The organism is Stappia stellulata DSM 5886, from assembly GCF_000423705.1.
GTDB classification, from domain to species: domain Bacteria; phylum Pseudomonadota; class Alphaproteobacteria; order Rhizobiales; family Stappiaceae; genus Stappia; species Stappia stellulata.
On the sequence record NZ_KE384083.1, the window covers coordinates 471,217 to 486,252 of the forward strand.

Consider the following 15,036-nt stretch of genomic DNA (forward strand, 5'->3'; position numbering starts at 1 on the left):
CCCGGCGCGATCACGCGCGCGCCGGGCGCAACGTCAGCAGAGCCGCGACGACGAGCAAGCTCGCCGCGCAGAGTGACGGCCAAAAGAAGCTTCCGGTGAGATCGGCCGCATAGCCGGCAAGCGTCGGTCCCAGCATCTGCCCCAGTCCGAAACAGGCGGTCATCAGCCCGAGCACCGTCTTCGGATCGCCGCCCGACAGGCGCCGCGCCTCGACGAGCCCGAGCGAGGTGATGCCCATGAAGGTGCCGCCCAGAAGCACGGCCGCGAGGGCGGCGCCCGAGACGCCGGGCACCAGAACGCTTGCGGCAACGCCGACCGCTTCCATCGCGCAGGCCAGCGAAAAGGCGCGCATGCCGCCAAGCCGCGCGGCGACGCGCCCCCAGATCCACACCGACGCGGCCGCCGACAGACCGACCGCCGCCCAGGCCGGCGTCTCGTAGACCGCAAGGGTTGGCGCGGCGCGCAAAATGCTGGTCAGGAACGTCGCGGTGACGACATAGCCGATGCCGAACAATGCATAGGCAGCCGCAAGCCGCACCAGCGCCGGAGACGGGCGCGCGGCCCGCCGGCTCGATTGCTGCGCCGCCCCCGCCTCCGCGGCCTGTCGAGCGAGCGGCTCGTCAGGCAGGACCAGACAGATCCACGCGCCTGCGCACAGCAGCGCGGCCAGCGCACCCGACCCGATCCACTGTCCCTGCCAGGCGATGCCGCCACGTGCGAGCCCGCCCACCAGAACGGCCGACAGCGCGATGCCCACACCGACGCCGGCGAAATGCAGGGCGGCGAGCCCGGCCCGGTTCATGCGTGCCAGGCGTTCGAGCACCAGCGTGGAGGAAAACACCAGCACACCGGCGCTGACGACCCCGCCCAGAAACCGCATGAAGGCGAGAAACACCGGTCCGTCGTTCATGGCCATCGCTGCGGTCGTGCCGACGCTGGCCAGAAGACTTGCGCGAAAGCCCGCATGCACGGCCGATCTTGAAACCGACATGGCGGCGAGCGCACCAAGCAGATACCCGAGGAAATTGGCAGAGGCGATCATGCCCGCCTGCGATGCACTCAAGGGGATCCCGCCACTCATTGCCGGCAGGATCGGGGTCAAAGCAAAGCGGCCGATCCCCATGGCGACGGCCAGCGCACACAAACCGCCAAACGCCAGTCGCAAAGCGTCGCCGTGTCCGGGAACCGTCATGCGCGCGCCCCGAAACCGGCAGACCCGTCCTGTCCAATACAGACGGGGCGATGGAAAACGAAGGGTGCCTTCATGGATTTTCACGAAAATGACGGTGGCGGGCGATCACATCCTAATGCGGTTGCCGGAGCCGCGATAGCGGAGAGGGAGCCGTTCGCGCATATGGCACCGGGGTCACGCCAAACGCGTTGCCCGGCGGCCTCGAGCCGAGACTTGCGGACGGGGACGAAGCCCCATCGAGGCTCTGGCCTGGATCACCGTTTCAATATCATGCAGGCATTTTCGAAGGGCATGTCCTCGTCATCCCGTGCCCGCCTCGAGATCTCGCGAAAGCCAAGCGCCTCGTAAAAGGCGACGGCCTGCGTGTTCGCGGTATAGACCTCCAGCGACAATTCGCCTTTCAGGGTCAGTGCATGGGCGATGAGCGCCCGGCCAATCCCGTTCCCGTGGTGCCGCGGGGCGACGAATAACCCGCCGATGAACGCATCCAGCAGACTGATGAAACCGACCGGTTCCGCCCCCCGACACGCCACCCAGGTCTCGGCACCGGGCAGGTATTCGGTCTCGATCAAGCGCCGCTGCGCGAGCAGGCGCTCTTTGCCGACAAAGGCATGCGCCAGGAGCGATCCATCGAGCCAGATGCCCGACAGCCTTTCCAGATCCGTCGCGGGATCGAAGGCGCGTATCTCCGTTTCCAGGGTCATCGTCATGGTTCCAGATCCAAATGCGCAATCGGTTGGCCGACGCCAAGGCGCATCAGGAACCACGGCAGCGGGGTGTTGGCGACACCGCTCACTTGCACCAAAGCGGCGAGCCGAACGGCACGCCGGTGCGGAGACGCGGGCGGGACGACAAGCGCCGAAGGGCGCCTGCCGGAGGGGGCGTCGGGCAGGCGCGCGCCCGCTTGCGGCGCGTTCCCGCTGCGCGGTTCAGGAGCGCCCCGCGACACGCATCTAAAGCTTGATCTGGCCGTAACGCAAAGCCTCGACGACCGTGTGGGTCTTGTTGGAGGCATTGAGCTTGGCGCTGGCATTTTGAAGATGGGCATGGACGGTGCGCTGCGAGATGTCGAGCAGGCCCGCAATGTCGCTTGCTGTCTTGCCGAGTGCCGTGAGTTCGAGAACCCGACGCTCACGCGCGGACAGATCCCCCGGGCGCTGTGCCGATATCACGCCCAGATCGATCAGGCGCCGGAAGGCCGCGTTGCAGATCAGCTCGAGATTCGACAGCTCGATCTTGCCAGCCTCCAGATGCGAACCGCCGCCCAGCACCAGAGCCTGAAACGGATGTGCCTCGGTCACCGGAACCACCACGACACGCGTCTCGCGCCCAAGCGAGGCAAGAAGCTCGGAATGGGACATGTCGCCGTCGTTCACATCCCAGATGAACGGGCGGGAGCGCATCAGCCCCAGCATCAAAGCGCTGTCGTTGGCATCAAGCTCTGACCTCTCGATGCCGCCGGCCCGGTTGTCCGCCCAGCGGAACCGGTGCACCAGTCCGGAAATCGGGCGGTTCGGCATCGGCAGGCCCGCTGCGAGAATATGTGTCGCCCCCAGCCTGCGGAGTTGGGTCTCGATGATATCAAAAACATGCTTGCCGGTCTGTGCATCGGCAATCGCCTGCGCCTTCGACTGCATTTCCGTAGGGTCGACCATGCGTTCCTGCCTTTCCGTCATGTCGCCAGGGCTCCGGATGAGCCGGGACATTCTTGGCGGTCGATTCGAATCACAAATGTTGCGCCCATACCGGAGCAGGGCCCGCGCGATATCGCTGTCCCGGCAACACCGACCCGCACGCGCCGTCCGATATCCCCCCGCGGATATGTCCCGGAAAAACGCTTCACCAGACTACACCTCAGCCCCATCTCGATCCAGAATCTTTGCCAGTATCGTTGTTTTGGTCTGGATCGCCCCCATGGGGCCAGCTCTCGACCGATTCCGCCCGAAACCCCGCCCCAGCTTGCTCACGCGATCCTGCAACCCAAGTGATCTCGTTGGCAAGGCTTCACTTTTGCCGATCGCGAAACAAGAGCATAGCCCAACGATTGTGTTGATTAAATGGACCCATTATTCATTTTTGCAACCTTAGCGTTAATCGATCCTTCCGAAAACGCCTCGAATGATTCCAGAAACGCTTCAAGTCGCAGGGTCAATTCTGCCAGCCTTCCTAAAACTGACAGGCGGTTGCGAAGCGTCTCAAACAAGCTTCGCCCTGCGCCTGCCCGCCCCCGCGCGCTCATCCATGCCGGCCCCGGCAGCGGGTCTGCCCGAAGGGCTTTCGCGCCTGTTTCCCGGATGCTAAGTCCGTGCAGCGATCATGGCCCGGTCGTTCGCCGGCCAAGAGAAAGCATCCACACCAAGAGGCGACATGCGGCTTTTTCAACGGTTTTTCCCAGTTTTCGTGGTGTCGCTCCTGACAGGGGCATGTTCGCCGACTTTGGACACCGGTCCGGTTTCCGTTGCGCGAACCTCGAACATCACCCTCGTAAAGATCACCGATGCCGGCGCAGGTGGAATCACCTCCGAGACAGCCTATTCGGAAAAAGCGGTCGCGCAGGCGCTGCCCGGCTTCACGGCCGACGGCTTCCAGTCCGCCATCGAGGACAAGACCGAATGGGCCATCGGCGCCTTCAACTCCGACGGCTTCCAGGTGCTTCAGGTCTACAAGGGATCGGGTGGACGGGTCCGCGCCGTGCATGGCGTCACCCATCACCTGCAAGGGCCCAACGGTGAACGCATCGGCATGACCTTCGCCGAAGTTGGCACCTCGCGCAGCGCTTGCCGGGTCGGGCGCAACCTTTGGCGCGGCATGGCGATCTGCAAGGCCGACGGCAGCGACAATGTCACCCTTGTCTATGCAATCTCGCAGTATGACGGTCCGTTCGACCGCCTGCCGCCCAGCGAGCAACTGAGAGAGGCCGCCATTCAGCGGATCATCTGGACCGCTCCCTGACGCAAAGCGGCCCCGCCCTGGACACCAGCCGTCTCATTGCGGGACACGCCTTGCCGGCATGAGGCTTGCGTCGCATGGCGCATGAGCGAGACCAGCGGCAGAAAACGGCACACACGCCGTCCCGGGACCGGACTTTCCAGGCGCGGCATGCTCCTTGGCGGGGCGGCAGCGGTTGCCGGCATGACACTGCCGGCACGCGCGGCCGTCCGGGTCGCGGACTTGCGCGGCACCATCGATGCGGCCGAATTCGGCATCCGCCCGGGTGCCGCCGACGATCAAAGCAGCCTGATGCAACAGGCGATCGACGCCGCCGCAAGGCGCGGGCGGGCGCTATTTCTCCCCGGCGGCCGCTACACGGTGGCGAACCTGCGCCTGCCGTCGGGAACAAAGCTTGTCGGCCTGCCCGGACAGACCCGCTTCGACTACCAGGGCGGCGGGCACCTGATTTATTGCGAGAAGGCCAAGTCCGTCGGCATCGAGGGCATCCATTTCGACGGCGGCAACCGTTCCATCGGCGAATACGCCCCGGCCCTGCTGCATTTCGCCGACTGTCAGGATGTCGCCATCGAAGGCTGCACCGTGACCGGCAGCACCAAGACGGGGCTTGCACTCGACCGCTGTTCGGGTCGCGTGGCACAGTCGACGATCTCCGGCGCGCGGCTCGCGGGTCTTCGCAGCGTCGAGGCCACGGGATTGGCGATCACCGGCAACCACGTGCACGACTGCGCCAACGGCGGCATCCTGGTGCATCGCTGGCGCGAGGGCGACGACGGCACGCTCGTCTCAAACAACCGCGTGGAACGGATCTTCGCCCGTGACGGGGGAACGGGTCAGAACGGCAACGGCATCAACATCTTCCGTGCGCACAATGTCATCGTTCGCGGCAATCGCGTCACCGACTGCGCCTTTTCCGCCATTCGCTCCAACGGCGGATCGGGGATCATCATCGAGGGCAATTCCTGCCTGCGCTCGGGCGAGACCGCGATCTACTCCGAGTTCGCCTTTCAGGGCGCGGTGATCGCCGGCAATCTTGTGGATGGCGGCGCCATCGGCATTTCCATCGCCAACTTCCTCGACGGGGGACGGCTTGCGACCTGCTCGGGCAACGTCGTGCGCAACATCGTCGACACCGGCCCCTATCCGGCGGAGGTGCAGGGCTTCGGCATCGGCATCGCGGTGGAAGCGGATACCGCCCTCACCGGCAATGTGGTGGAGAACGCGGCGCGCATCGGCCTTCACATGGGCTGGGGGCCTTACCTGCGCGACGTCACGGCAACCGCCAACGTGCTGCGCGACTGCCCCATCGGCGTCGCCGTCACCGTCGTGGAAGGCGCCGGTCCGGCCCTGATCGCGAACAACATGATCTCGGGCGCCAGCCAGGGCGCGGTGCTCGGCCATCGCTGGAAGGAAGCAACCACGGACGACCTGACGCACGGCGATGCCGCCGCGCGCTTCCCGCATCTCTCCGTCCGCGGCAATTTCGTTCGCTGATCAGGCCCGCAGGGCTCAGGCCTGCAATGTGTCCAGCGCTCCGGCCACGGCGCGCACGTCGCCGACGTGAATGCCGTTCCAGTTGACGAGGCGCGGCGCGACCCAGGGCGCGAGCGCCGCCTGTTCGTCGTCGGACATGTCCAGCAGTTGCGTCAGCACGCCCGCCATCATGGTTTCCGCCGCCCGTGTCGCCCCGTCCTCGCATTTCAGCGCGACGCCGACGCCGAGTTCCGGGATCGCCGCGGTGAAAACGCCTTCCGCGCCGGTCTTGACGAAGACACGACCGTCAAAGGCGCGCATCACGTCGCTGCAGAAGCGCTCCGTTCCGGCGACCATTTCCGGCACGCCCGTGCAGGCGTCATAGAGCCGCTCCGCCGCTTTCGCACGCTCACGCTCAAGCCCCGCCCCCGTGCCGAGCCGGGCGAAGGCATAGGCGAGCCTGTCGAGCGGCATGGCATAGGTCGGGATCGAGCAACCGTCGGTGCCGCGCGCCATGTCGGCGAAGGACATGCCGCTCATCTCCTCCATGGCGGCGCGGGCCTCGCGCTGCACCGGATGCTCCGGCTCCACATAGCCGCGCGGATCGACGCCGAGGGTGCGGGCAAGACCGACGAAACCGGCATGCTTACCCGAGCAATTGTTGTGCAGCGGACAGGGCGAGGCATCGGCACGGTGGAGGACGGCGACGTCTTCCATGCGCTTGGGCCAATGGCTGCCGCACTCCAGCACGTCCTCGTCCGTGCCGGCCTTCATCAGCATCACCCGCGCGGCGTTGACATGCATCGCCTCGCCATTGTGCGAGGCACAGGCAAGGGCGAGTTCCGCGTCGCTCAGATCGAGCGCATCGGCCGCGCCCGATTCCACCAGCGGCAGCGCCTGAAGCGCCTTGACGGCGGAGCGCGGAAACACCTGCCAGCCGGCATCGCCGACGGAGGCGACGCGCTTGCCGTCGCCATCCACGATGACGATGGCGCCGCGATGACGGCTTTCCACGGCGGTGCCGCGCGTGACCTCGACCAGAACCGGATTTTCCATCTCAGGCCTCCCCTGCCACGGCCAGCGGCGCTGCCGCGCGATTGGCGATCCACGTGCCAAGACGCTCCAGCGCGGCATCGATCACCGCATCCTGCTTGCAGAAGCAGAAGCGGATGTAGTTCTTCGGCGCATCCGCGCCATAGAAGGCGGAAACCGGCACGGCGGCAACGCCGGCTTCCTCCACCATCAGCCGGCAGATGTCCGCGTCGTCGCCGGCAATGCCGAGCGGGGAAACATCGCAAGTGGCGAAATAGGTGCCCTCGCAGGGCAGAACGTCGAAGCCAATTGCTGAAAGCCCGCTGACGATGCGGTCGCGCTTGGCCTGCATCTCGTCGCGCAGGCCGGCGAAATAGCCGTCGTCCTTGGCAAGACCGTAGGCGACGGCCCGCTGCAGGTTCGGCGGCGTCGTGAAGGTGACGAACTGATGCGCCTTGGCAATCGGGTCCAGAAGCTTCGGCGCTGCCGTGATGTAGCCGACCTTCCAGCCGGTGAGCGAAAACGTCTTGCCGGCGGAGCCGATGCGCACGGTGCGCTCGCGCATGCCCTCGATTGCCATCAGCGGCAGATGCTTTCGGTCGTCGAACAGCAGATGCTCGTAGACCTCGTCGCAAATCGCATAGACGCCGTGCTCCAGGCAAAGCTGTGCGATGGCCTCGAGTTCCTCCACGGCAAAGACCTTGCCGGCCGGGTTCATCGGGTTGTTGATCAGGATCGCCTTGGTGTTCTCTGAGAAGGCGTCTTCCAGCGCGCGCAGGTTCAGCCGCCAGTCGGGCGGCGTGACGCGCAGCCTGACGGGGATGCCGCCCGCCCGCCGCACCAGGGGCAGGTAACAGTCGTAGAGCGGCTCGATCAGGATCACCTCGTCGCCCGGCTCCAGCAAGGCCAGCAGCGTGTCGGCCAGCGCCTCGGTGGCACCGGAGGTCACCATGACTTCCGTTTGCCAGTCGACATCGAGATCGTAGAAACGCTTGTTGGAAGCGGCAACGGCCTGGCGCAGCTCCGGCAGCCCCAGCATCGGCGGATACTGGTTCGGCCCCTGCATCAGCGCATCGGCGGCCAAGCGTCGCACGTCTTCCGGCCCGTCGACATCCGGGAAACCCTGCCCGAGATTGATCGCGCCATGCGCCATGGCAAGACGCGACATGGTCTCGAAGATTGTGGTGGGAAGGCCGGTGAACACCGGATTGGTCGGCTTCATGCTGTCACGCATCCTTGGCATCGCGGCGCTCCCCCCGGATCGACCGCATGTTCGGGCTGGGTTGTAGTCATTCCCCGGGGCCGCGTCCAGACACGCATGCCCCGGCCCGCCGGGTCCGGCGGCCGGGGTTTACGCAAGGTCGACCGGGCACCCGGCGTCGCTCAGTGCACCAGCACGTTGCGGAACTGCCAGGGATCGCTCTCGTCGATGTCCTCGGGGAAGAAACCCGGGCGGTCGGCAAGCGGCGTCCAGTCGGTGTAATAGCCCTTCACCGGACCGAGGTAGGGTTTTTGCACCTCCAGGCAGCGGCGATAGTCCATCTCGTCCGCCTCGACGATGCCCGCTTTCGGGTTTTCCAGCGCCCAGACCATGCCGGCGAGCACGGCCGAGGTCACCTGCAGGCCGGTCGCGTTCTGATAGGGGGCGAGCTTGCGGGCCTCCTCGATGGAGAGCTGCGAGCCGTACCAATAGGCGTTCCTGGCATGGCCGTAGAGCAGCACGCCGAGCTCGTCGATGCCGTCGGCGATCTCGCTTTCGTCCAGCACATGCAGCTTGGGCTGCACCTTGCCGGCCGCGCCGAAGAGTTCGTGCAGCGACAGGATCGCATCGTTCGCCGGGTGGTAGGCATAGTGGCAGGTCGGGCGATAGACGACCTTCTTGCCGTCGCGCACGGTGAAGAAGTCCGCAATGGAAATCGATTCATTGTGGGTGACGAGGAAGCCGTATTGCGGCCCCGGCGTCGGGCACCAGGTGCGCACCCGCGTGTTGGCGCCGGGCTGCTCCAGGTAGATCGCCGCCTTGCAGCCCTTCTTCTGTTTCTTCGCGTTCCTGGGCTTCCAGTTTTCATGCGTGCCCCAGCCAAGCTCGGCCGGCTGGAAGCCTTCCGACAGAAAGCCTTCCGCCGACCAGGTGTTCCAGAACACGTTCATCGGTTTCGGCAGGCGGGCGCGCTGTGTGTCGCGTTCGGCGATATGGACGCCCTTGACGCCGACCTTCTTCATCAGCTTCGCCCAGCCCTTGCGGGTGGTCGGCTCCTCGAAGGTGCGGCCGGTGTCGCGGGCAATGTCGACCAGCGCCTGCTTGACGAACCAGGACACCATGCCGGGATTGGCGCCGCAGCAGGAAACGGCGGTGGTTCCGCCGGGGTTCTTCTTCTTCTCGCGGCGCACGGTCTCGCGCAGCGCATAGTTGGTGCGCGAGGCATTGTCGGCGGACTCATCGAAGTAAAAGCCGAGCCAGGGCTCGACCACCGTGTCGATGTAGAGCACGCCAAGTTCGCGGCACAGCTTCATCAGATCGAGCGAGGAGGTGTCGACGGAGAGGTTCACGCAGAACCCCTGCCCCTTGCCCTCGGTCAGAAGCGGGGCGAGCACATCGCGATAGTTGTCAGGCGTGATCGCCACCTGGGAAAAGCGGTAGCCGCGCTCCTCCACCATCGCCCGGTCGGTGTCGAGCGGATCGATCACCGTCACCCGCGAGGCATCGAAACCGAAGTGCCGCTCGATCAGGGGCAGCGTGCCCTTGCCGATGGAACCGAAGCCGATCATCACGATGGGACCGGAAATCGTGCCATGGACGGGATAGGCAGGAGATGCCGGCGCAGGCGCATCAATCGCCTTTTCAGCCGCGGGCTTCGCGGTCGACGGCGCGGCCGCTGCCTTGACGGCAGGCGCGCGTCGGCGCGCGGGTTTTCCGGCGGGCTTGCTGGCGGACTTTGCGTCCACCGGGGTGTCGTCATTGGGCATGGCGGCGGTCCTTGTGAATCCTTTGGCGCGAAGCGCGGTCACTGTCGACACGCGGTACGGCAGCAAGATGACAGCAATCGGCCGCTTGCGCGACCGACTGCCGTTTCGGATCGGAACGTGACCGGAAGGTCAGATGACGTAGGAGCGCAACGGGTCGAAGCCGTTGAATGCAATCGACGAATAGGTCGTCGTATAGGCGCCGCAGGCCTCGATCAGCACCTTGTCGCCGATGGACAGGCTGACCGGCAACTCGTAGGGCGTCTTTTCGTAGAGCACATCGACGCTGTCGCAGGTCGGGCCGGCCAGCACGCAAGGGGTCTTGCGGTCGCTGTCCTTGTCCGTGCGGATCGGGTAGCGGATCGCCTCGTCCATCGTTTCGGCAAGGCCATTGAACTTGCCGATGTCGAGATAGACCCAGCGGATCTCGTCTTCCGCCGCCGATTTCCGCGAAATCAGGACGACCTCCGCCTCGATCATGCCGGCATCGCCGACCATGCCGCGACCCGGCTCGATGATCGTCTGCGGGATGCGGTTGCCGAAATGGGCGTTGAGACCGCGCAGGATCGCCTCACCGTAATGGGGAACGCCCGGGATGTCCTTGAGGTAGCGTGCGGGGAAGCCGCCACCCAGGTTGACCATCGAGAGCGTGATCCCGCGCTCGGCCATCTCGCGGAAGATCGCGGCTGCGGAGGACAGCGCACCGTCCCAGGCTTCGACATCCGCCTGCTGCGAGCCGACGTGGAACGACACGCCATGCGCAACAAGGCCGAGACGATGGGCATGCTCCAGGACGTCGGGCGCCATGTCCGGCGCGCAGCCGAACTTGCGCGACAACGGCCAGTCGGCGCCGGCGCCGTCGCAGAGAATGCGGCAGAACACCTGGGAGCCGGCCGCCACACGGGCGATCTTCTCCACCTCTGCCTCGCAGTCGACCGCATAAAGGCGCACGCCAAGCTCAAAGGCCCGCGCAACGTCGCGTTCCTTCTTGATGGTGTTGCCGAAGGAGATGCGGTCCGGGGTCGCGCCGGTGGCGAGCACCATTTCGATCTCGGCAACCGATGCACAGTCGAAGGAGGAGCCGAGGTGCTCCAGCAGCGCGAGGATTTCCGGAGCCGGATTGGCCTTCACGGCATAGAACACCCGCGTGTCGGGGAGCGCCCGCTCGAAGGCGAGATAATTGTCGTGGACGATATCGAGGTCGACGACCACGCAGGGTCCGTCGTCTCGTCGCTGGCGCAGAAAGTTCTTGATACGCTCCGTCATGGCAGTCACCCGTTTACCAATTCCGTTCGCAGGGTCGCGCATGTGGCCGACAGGGCTGCCCGCTATGGAGACGGGCAACGGCTGGCAACATGTGCAGACGGTCGGGCATCGGGTCGTCATCCGCGATGGATGAACGCCTGTGGCCGTCCCGCGATGAATGCCTTGGATTGGATCGGTATCCCGAACCGCACGGCCGGCAATGATGTAATAAGTGCCTCTTCAGTGACCCCGGGACTTGGAAACCCGGCAGAGACCAAAAAAGCCCTCTTACGTCGTTGCTTTAAGCCGTCCGTTTTGCCGCTCTCTCCGGAATTGGGTCCGGGCCCTGTTGAGCAGCTGCCATCGAAATTCGATTGGACGACCACGGGCACGTGCGAATTTGGGCAGGGGTTGTATGAATCAACACGGCCCCGGTTTCAAGGAAAAACTTGGACCAAAGGCGCATTTGTTGCGCCTCGCCCCGGATTTCCGGCAAGCGGGACTTTCCCTGGGCCGTGGCGGCGCGCAAATGCAGACAGACAGGGCCATCGCCCTGTCTGTCCCTGCCGCCGCAACAGGTGTCGCGGCGGCGGTCTCTCAGTCGAAGCGGAGGTGTCTCTCCACGCGAACGGCCTCAATTGCCGCCGCGCTTGCCCTGCCCCCGCTTTCCGCCGTGGTGACGCCGGTGGTCTTCCATCGACAGCGCGCCATCGCCATTGCTGTCCATCATGGACACGATCCGCGAGGTCCGGCCGTCGACTTCTTCCTCGGTGATGGTCAGATCGCCGTCGCGGTCAAGACGCTGGAACATGCGCACCATGCGCCGGTCCTGACGCTGGACCCAGACCGCCTCGAATTCCTCAAGCGACAGAGCCTCGTCGGAATTGGCGTCGGCTTCGGAAAACAACGCCGCGCGCGCAGCCTGCCGGGCCTCCCGGGCTTCCTGCCGTGCTTCACGGCCGGCCTGACCCTGGCCGCGCTTGCCGTCGCCACGCATGCCGCGCGGTCCGTTGTCATTGTCCATGCCCTGGCCCATCATGCCTTGCCCCTGGCCCATCATGCCTTGTCGGCCCTGGCCCATCATGCCTTGCCCTTGGCCCTTCATGCCCTGGCCCTGGCCCATCATGCCCTGGCCCATCATGCCTTGTCGGCCTTGGCCCATCATGCCCTGGCCCATCATGCCGCGTCCGCCACGACCCATCATCCCGCCGCCGCGGGCCTCGAATTCCGCCTTGGTCACGGAGCCGTCGCCGTCGGTGTCGAGGCGCTGGAACGCGCGTACCTTCCGGTCGGACATTTCCTGCACATACGCGGCCTTGAATTCCTCCAGGTTCACGCCACCGCTGGAATCGGCGTCGGCCCCGGTGAACATCTCGGTCACGACCGTGTCGATTTCGGTCTGCGTGACCTTGCCGTCGGCATCGGTATCGAAGCGCTCCATGAAACGCATCGCCATCATCCCGCGCCCGTGTCCGCCACGGCGTTGGCCGCCCGACATGCCCCATCCGTTGCCGGAGCCCTTGCCCCAGCCATGCCCGCCGCGATCGGCGACCGCGGGCAACGCGACCGCGCCGGTGAGGGTCACGGCGAGGGCGGCAACGGCGATCTTCTTGAAATTGGTCATCGCGAATAATCCTTTCGGCTGTGAATGCGATGCACAAGACCTAGGGACCGCATGTCGCAAAATTGTGCCCGCGACCCGCCCTTTGTGTCGCAAGGTGTGCTTGTTTGTCAGGCTGTTACAATTGGTTACAAAGAGATTTCTCCCGACAAGGCTCCATGACCTAGAAAAGGGAGGAAGCGGGACCGACGGACGTCGGACGCCCCGCTCTCAAGGGTGCAGGACATGAGTGAGCACGAACCCCATATCCTGGTCGTCGACGACCACCGCGACATTCGCGAACAGCTGGCGCGCTACCTGCGCAAGAGCGGGCTGCGCGCGTCCGTCGCCGACAGCGCCCAGCAGGCGCGCAAGTTCCTGAAGTCGGCTGCCGTCGACCTGATCGTGCTCGACATCATGATGCCCGGCGAGGATGGCCTGTCGCTGTGCCGCTCGCTGGTCGAGACGGGAACGGTGCCGGTGATCCTGCTGACCGCCATGGCGGAAGACACCGACCGGATCGTCGGGTTGGAAATCGGCGCCGACGACTATGTGACAAAACCCTTCAATCCGCGCGAATTGCTCGCGCGCATCCGGGCCGTGCTGCGGCGTGCGGCGCATGTTCCGCGCGATCGCGATCCGGTCGACGCGGAGACGCTCGCATTCGCGGGATGGACGCTCGACGTTCCCAAGCGCCTGCTCAGCGGCGCGGACGGCGTCGCGGTGCCGCTGTCGAGCGGCGAGTTCCAGTTGCTGGTCGCCTTCCTCAAGCGTCCGCGCATGGTGCTGTCGCGCGACCAGTTGCTCGACCTGACGTCCGGGCGGACGCCCGGCGTGTTCGACCGCTCCATCGACAATCAGGTCAGCCGGTTGCGGCGCAAGATCGAACCGGACCCGAAAACGCCCGAACTGATCAAGACCGTCTGGGGCGGCGGCTACACCTTCACCGCCGACGTTCAGGACACGGCATCATGAGCGACAGACCGTTTCGGCTCTGGCCCGGCTCGCTCGGTGGACAACTGATCGCGCTCCTGCTGATTGCGTTGATCGTCGCGCAATGCCTGACGCTGTGGCTCTTCGCAGGAGAGCGCAGGGTCGCGCTGGTGGAAATGGCCCGTACGACCTTCCTGTCGCGTACGGTCTCGCTGGTGCGCCTGCTGGAAGCGACGCCACAGGCCCAGCATGCCGACATCCTCCAGGCTGTCTCCAGCCCGCTGCTCTGGTTTCATGTGGACGACACAGCCGTGCTGCTGGAAAGCGGCGACCGAGCCGGGGAACGACGGTTCGTGCGCTTCCTGAAGGAAGAACTGGGCGAGGATCGCGACGTTCGCGTCGACGTCGTGCCCGGGCCGCGCGCCCTTCGCAAGACGGAGCCCCGCCAGTTCCGCGAAAGGCCGCGCCCGCCCGACGCGACAGACCGGCCCGACCGCGACACGCGGCGCCGGCGCTGGCACAGAGGTCCGATCTCGCTGACCATGAGCGTCGCGCTTGCCGACGGCCGCTGGCTCAATGCGGCAACGCGGTTTCGCTTGCCGACGCATTCCTTCTATCCGCTGCTTGTCTCCATCGGGCTGATGGCGCTCGCAATCGTGGGCGTCGTCGCCATCACCATCCAGCGTCTGACACGCCCCTTGCGTGGGCTGTCGGCGGCCGCCGAACGGCTCGGGCGGGGCGAGGATGTCGCGCCGCTTGCCGAAACCGGGCCCACGGAAATCCGTGGCACGGTGCAGGCGTTCAATGTCATGCAGGACCGCCTCACCCGTTTCGTGCGCGACCGCACAAGGATGCTCGCCGCGATCAGTCATGACCTGCGGACGCCGATCACCTCCCTGCGCATCCGCGCGGAGTTCATCGAGGATGACGAAAACCGCGAAAAGATGATCGAGACGCTCGACGAGATGCAGCGCATGGTGGAAGCCGCGCTGGCCTTTGCCCGCGACGAGGCAGCACGGGAAGCGGCAACGAAAGTAGACCTCGGCGAATTCATCGACGCCATCGCGGAAGATTACCGGGACATGGGGCAGGAAGTCTCCTTCACGCCGCCCCCCGAGCGCGTGGTCGCCCGCTTCCGGCCATTGAGCCTCAAGCGGGCCCTGCGCAACCTGATCGACAATGCCGTGCGCTACGGCGAGGCCGCCGACCTCGTTGTCGCGGCCACGCGCGACGGAGCGGAGATCCGGGTGCGCGACCGGGGCCCGGGCATTCCCGAGGCCCGCCTCGGCGATGTTTTCGACCCCTTCGTGCGGCTGGAAGAATCGCGGTCCGAAGACACCGGCGGCATCGGTCTCGGACTGTCGATCGCCCGCTCCATCGTTCAGGCTCACGGCGGTTCCCTGACGCTGGAAAACCGCTCCGGCGGCGGACTTGAGGCGCGCGTGACACTTCCCGCATGAGCGCATCTCGATTCGAACTTGCCGCCCGGGGCGCCGGGTTCGGGAACCGTTTTGTTGCAACGCACAGTTTCACGGCCGTACATTCGGCGGATTTCCGGAACAATCGCAGATCGTTAGCGTGAAAACGCCGTCGTAGTTTCGCAAGCCGCTTGATTTTCACGGCCCTGTTTCACAATGATTGCGCCGGA

General features: G+C 65.6%; 12 protein-coding genes. 4 read left to right on the forward strand and 8 right to left on the reverse strand.

What is annotated here, in order from left to right; translation table 11 throughout:
* Positions 1-10: 10 nt before the first annotated feature.
* The 3 genes from G572_RS0119295 to G572_RS26720 form a co-directional block, all read right to left on the reverse strand.
* Positions 11-1,192, reverse strand: a complete 1,182-nt coding sequence (locus tag G572_RS0119295; RefSeq protein ID WP_029059877.1) for a YbfB/YjiJ family MFS transporter — start codon at positions 1,190-1,192, stop codon at positions 11-13.
* A gap of 254 nt (positions 1,193-1,446) precedes the next feature.
* The gene (locus G572_RS0119300) at positions 1,447-1,902 is read right to left on the reverse strand and encodes a GNAT family N-acetyltransferase (RefSeq protein ID WP_425423452.1); all 456 of its coding nucleotides are present in this window, start codon (positions 1,900-1,902) and stop codon (positions 1,447-1,449) included.
* 243 nt (positions 1,903-2,145) lie between these two features.
* Entirely contained in the window at positions 2,146-2,868 is a 723-nt protein-coding gene (locus G572_RS26720; RefSeq protein ID WP_245566257.1) for a helix-turn-helix transcriptional regulator, read from the reverse strand.
* A 691-nt stretch (positions 2,869-3,559) separates the two neighbouring features.
* Between G572_RS26720 and G572_RS0119315 the strand changes: the two genes are divergently transcribed.
* Together G572_RS0119315 and G572_RS0119320 are read left to right on the forward strand one after the other, a co-directional pair.
* Positions 3,560-4,144: a DUF1131 family protein gene (locus tag G572_RS0119315; RefSeq protein WP_029059880.1), complete on the forward strand. Its 585-nt coding sequence runs from the start codon at positions 3,560-3,562 to the stop codon at positions 4,142-4,144.
* A gap of 81 nt (positions 4,145-4,225) precedes the next feature.
* A complete protein-coding gene (locus tag G572_RS0119320; RefSeq protein WP_051242766.1) occupies positions 4,226-5,635 on the forward strand; it encodes a TIGR03808 family TAT-translocated repetitive protein in 1,410 nt (469 codons plus the stop codon).
* A gap of 15 nt (positions 5,636-5,650) precedes the next feature.
* Here G572_RS0119320 and G572_RS0119325 read toward each other — a convergent pair whose 3' ends face one another.
* The 5 genes from G572_RS0119325 to G572_RS0119345 form a co-directional block, all read right to left on the reverse strand.
* Positions 5,651-6,670: an asparaginase gene (locus tag G572_RS0119325; protein WP_029059882.1), complete on the reverse strand. Its 1,020-nt coding sequence runs from the start codon at positions 6,668-6,670 to the stop codon at positions 5,651-5,653.
* 1 nt (position 6,671) lies between these two features.
* Positions 6,672-7,868, reverse strand: coding sequence for an aminotransferase (locus G572_RS24770; RefSeq protein WP_037547690.1), 1,197 nt, complete (start codon positions 7,866-7,868; stop codon positions 6,672-6,674).
* Positions 7,869-8,029: 161 nt separating this feature from the next.
* Complete coding sequence (locus tag G572_RS0119335; protein ID WP_037547692.1) at positions 8,030-9,415, reverse strand: homospermidine synthase; 1,386 nt, start codon at positions 9,413-9,415, stop codon at positions 8,030-8,032.
* A gap of 327 nt (positions 9,416-9,742) precedes the next feature.
* A complete protein-coding gene (locus G572_RS0119340) occupies positions 9,743-10,876 on the reverse strand; it encodes a type III PLP-dependent enzyme (RefSeq protein ID WP_029059884.1) in 1,134 nt (377 codons plus the stop codon).
* A gap of 613 nt (positions 10,877-11,489) precedes the next feature.
* Entirely contained in the window at positions 11,490-12,479 is a 990-nt protein-coding gene (locus G572_RS0119345; RefSeq protein ID WP_029059885.1) for an EF-hand domain-containing protein, read from the reverse strand.
* A gap of 222 nt (positions 12,480-12,701) precedes the next feature.
* Between G572_RS0119345 and G572_RS0119350 the strand changes: the two genes are divergently transcribed.
* Positions 12,702-13,430, forward strand: a complete 729-nt coding sequence (locus G572_RS0119350) for a response regulator (protein WP_029059886.1) — start codon at positions 12,702-12,704, stop codon at positions 13,428-13,430.
* Positions 13,427-14,848 (forward strand): ATP-binding protein, encoded by a 1,422-nt coding sequence (locus G572_RS0119355; protein WP_029059887.1) that lies wholly within the window; start codon positions 13,427-13,429, stop codon positions 14,846-14,848. The genes G572_RS0119350 and G572_RS0119355 overlap by 4 nt, the downstream gene beginning before the upstream one ends.
* The last annotated feature ends 188 nt before the right edge of the window (positions 14,849-15,036 follow it).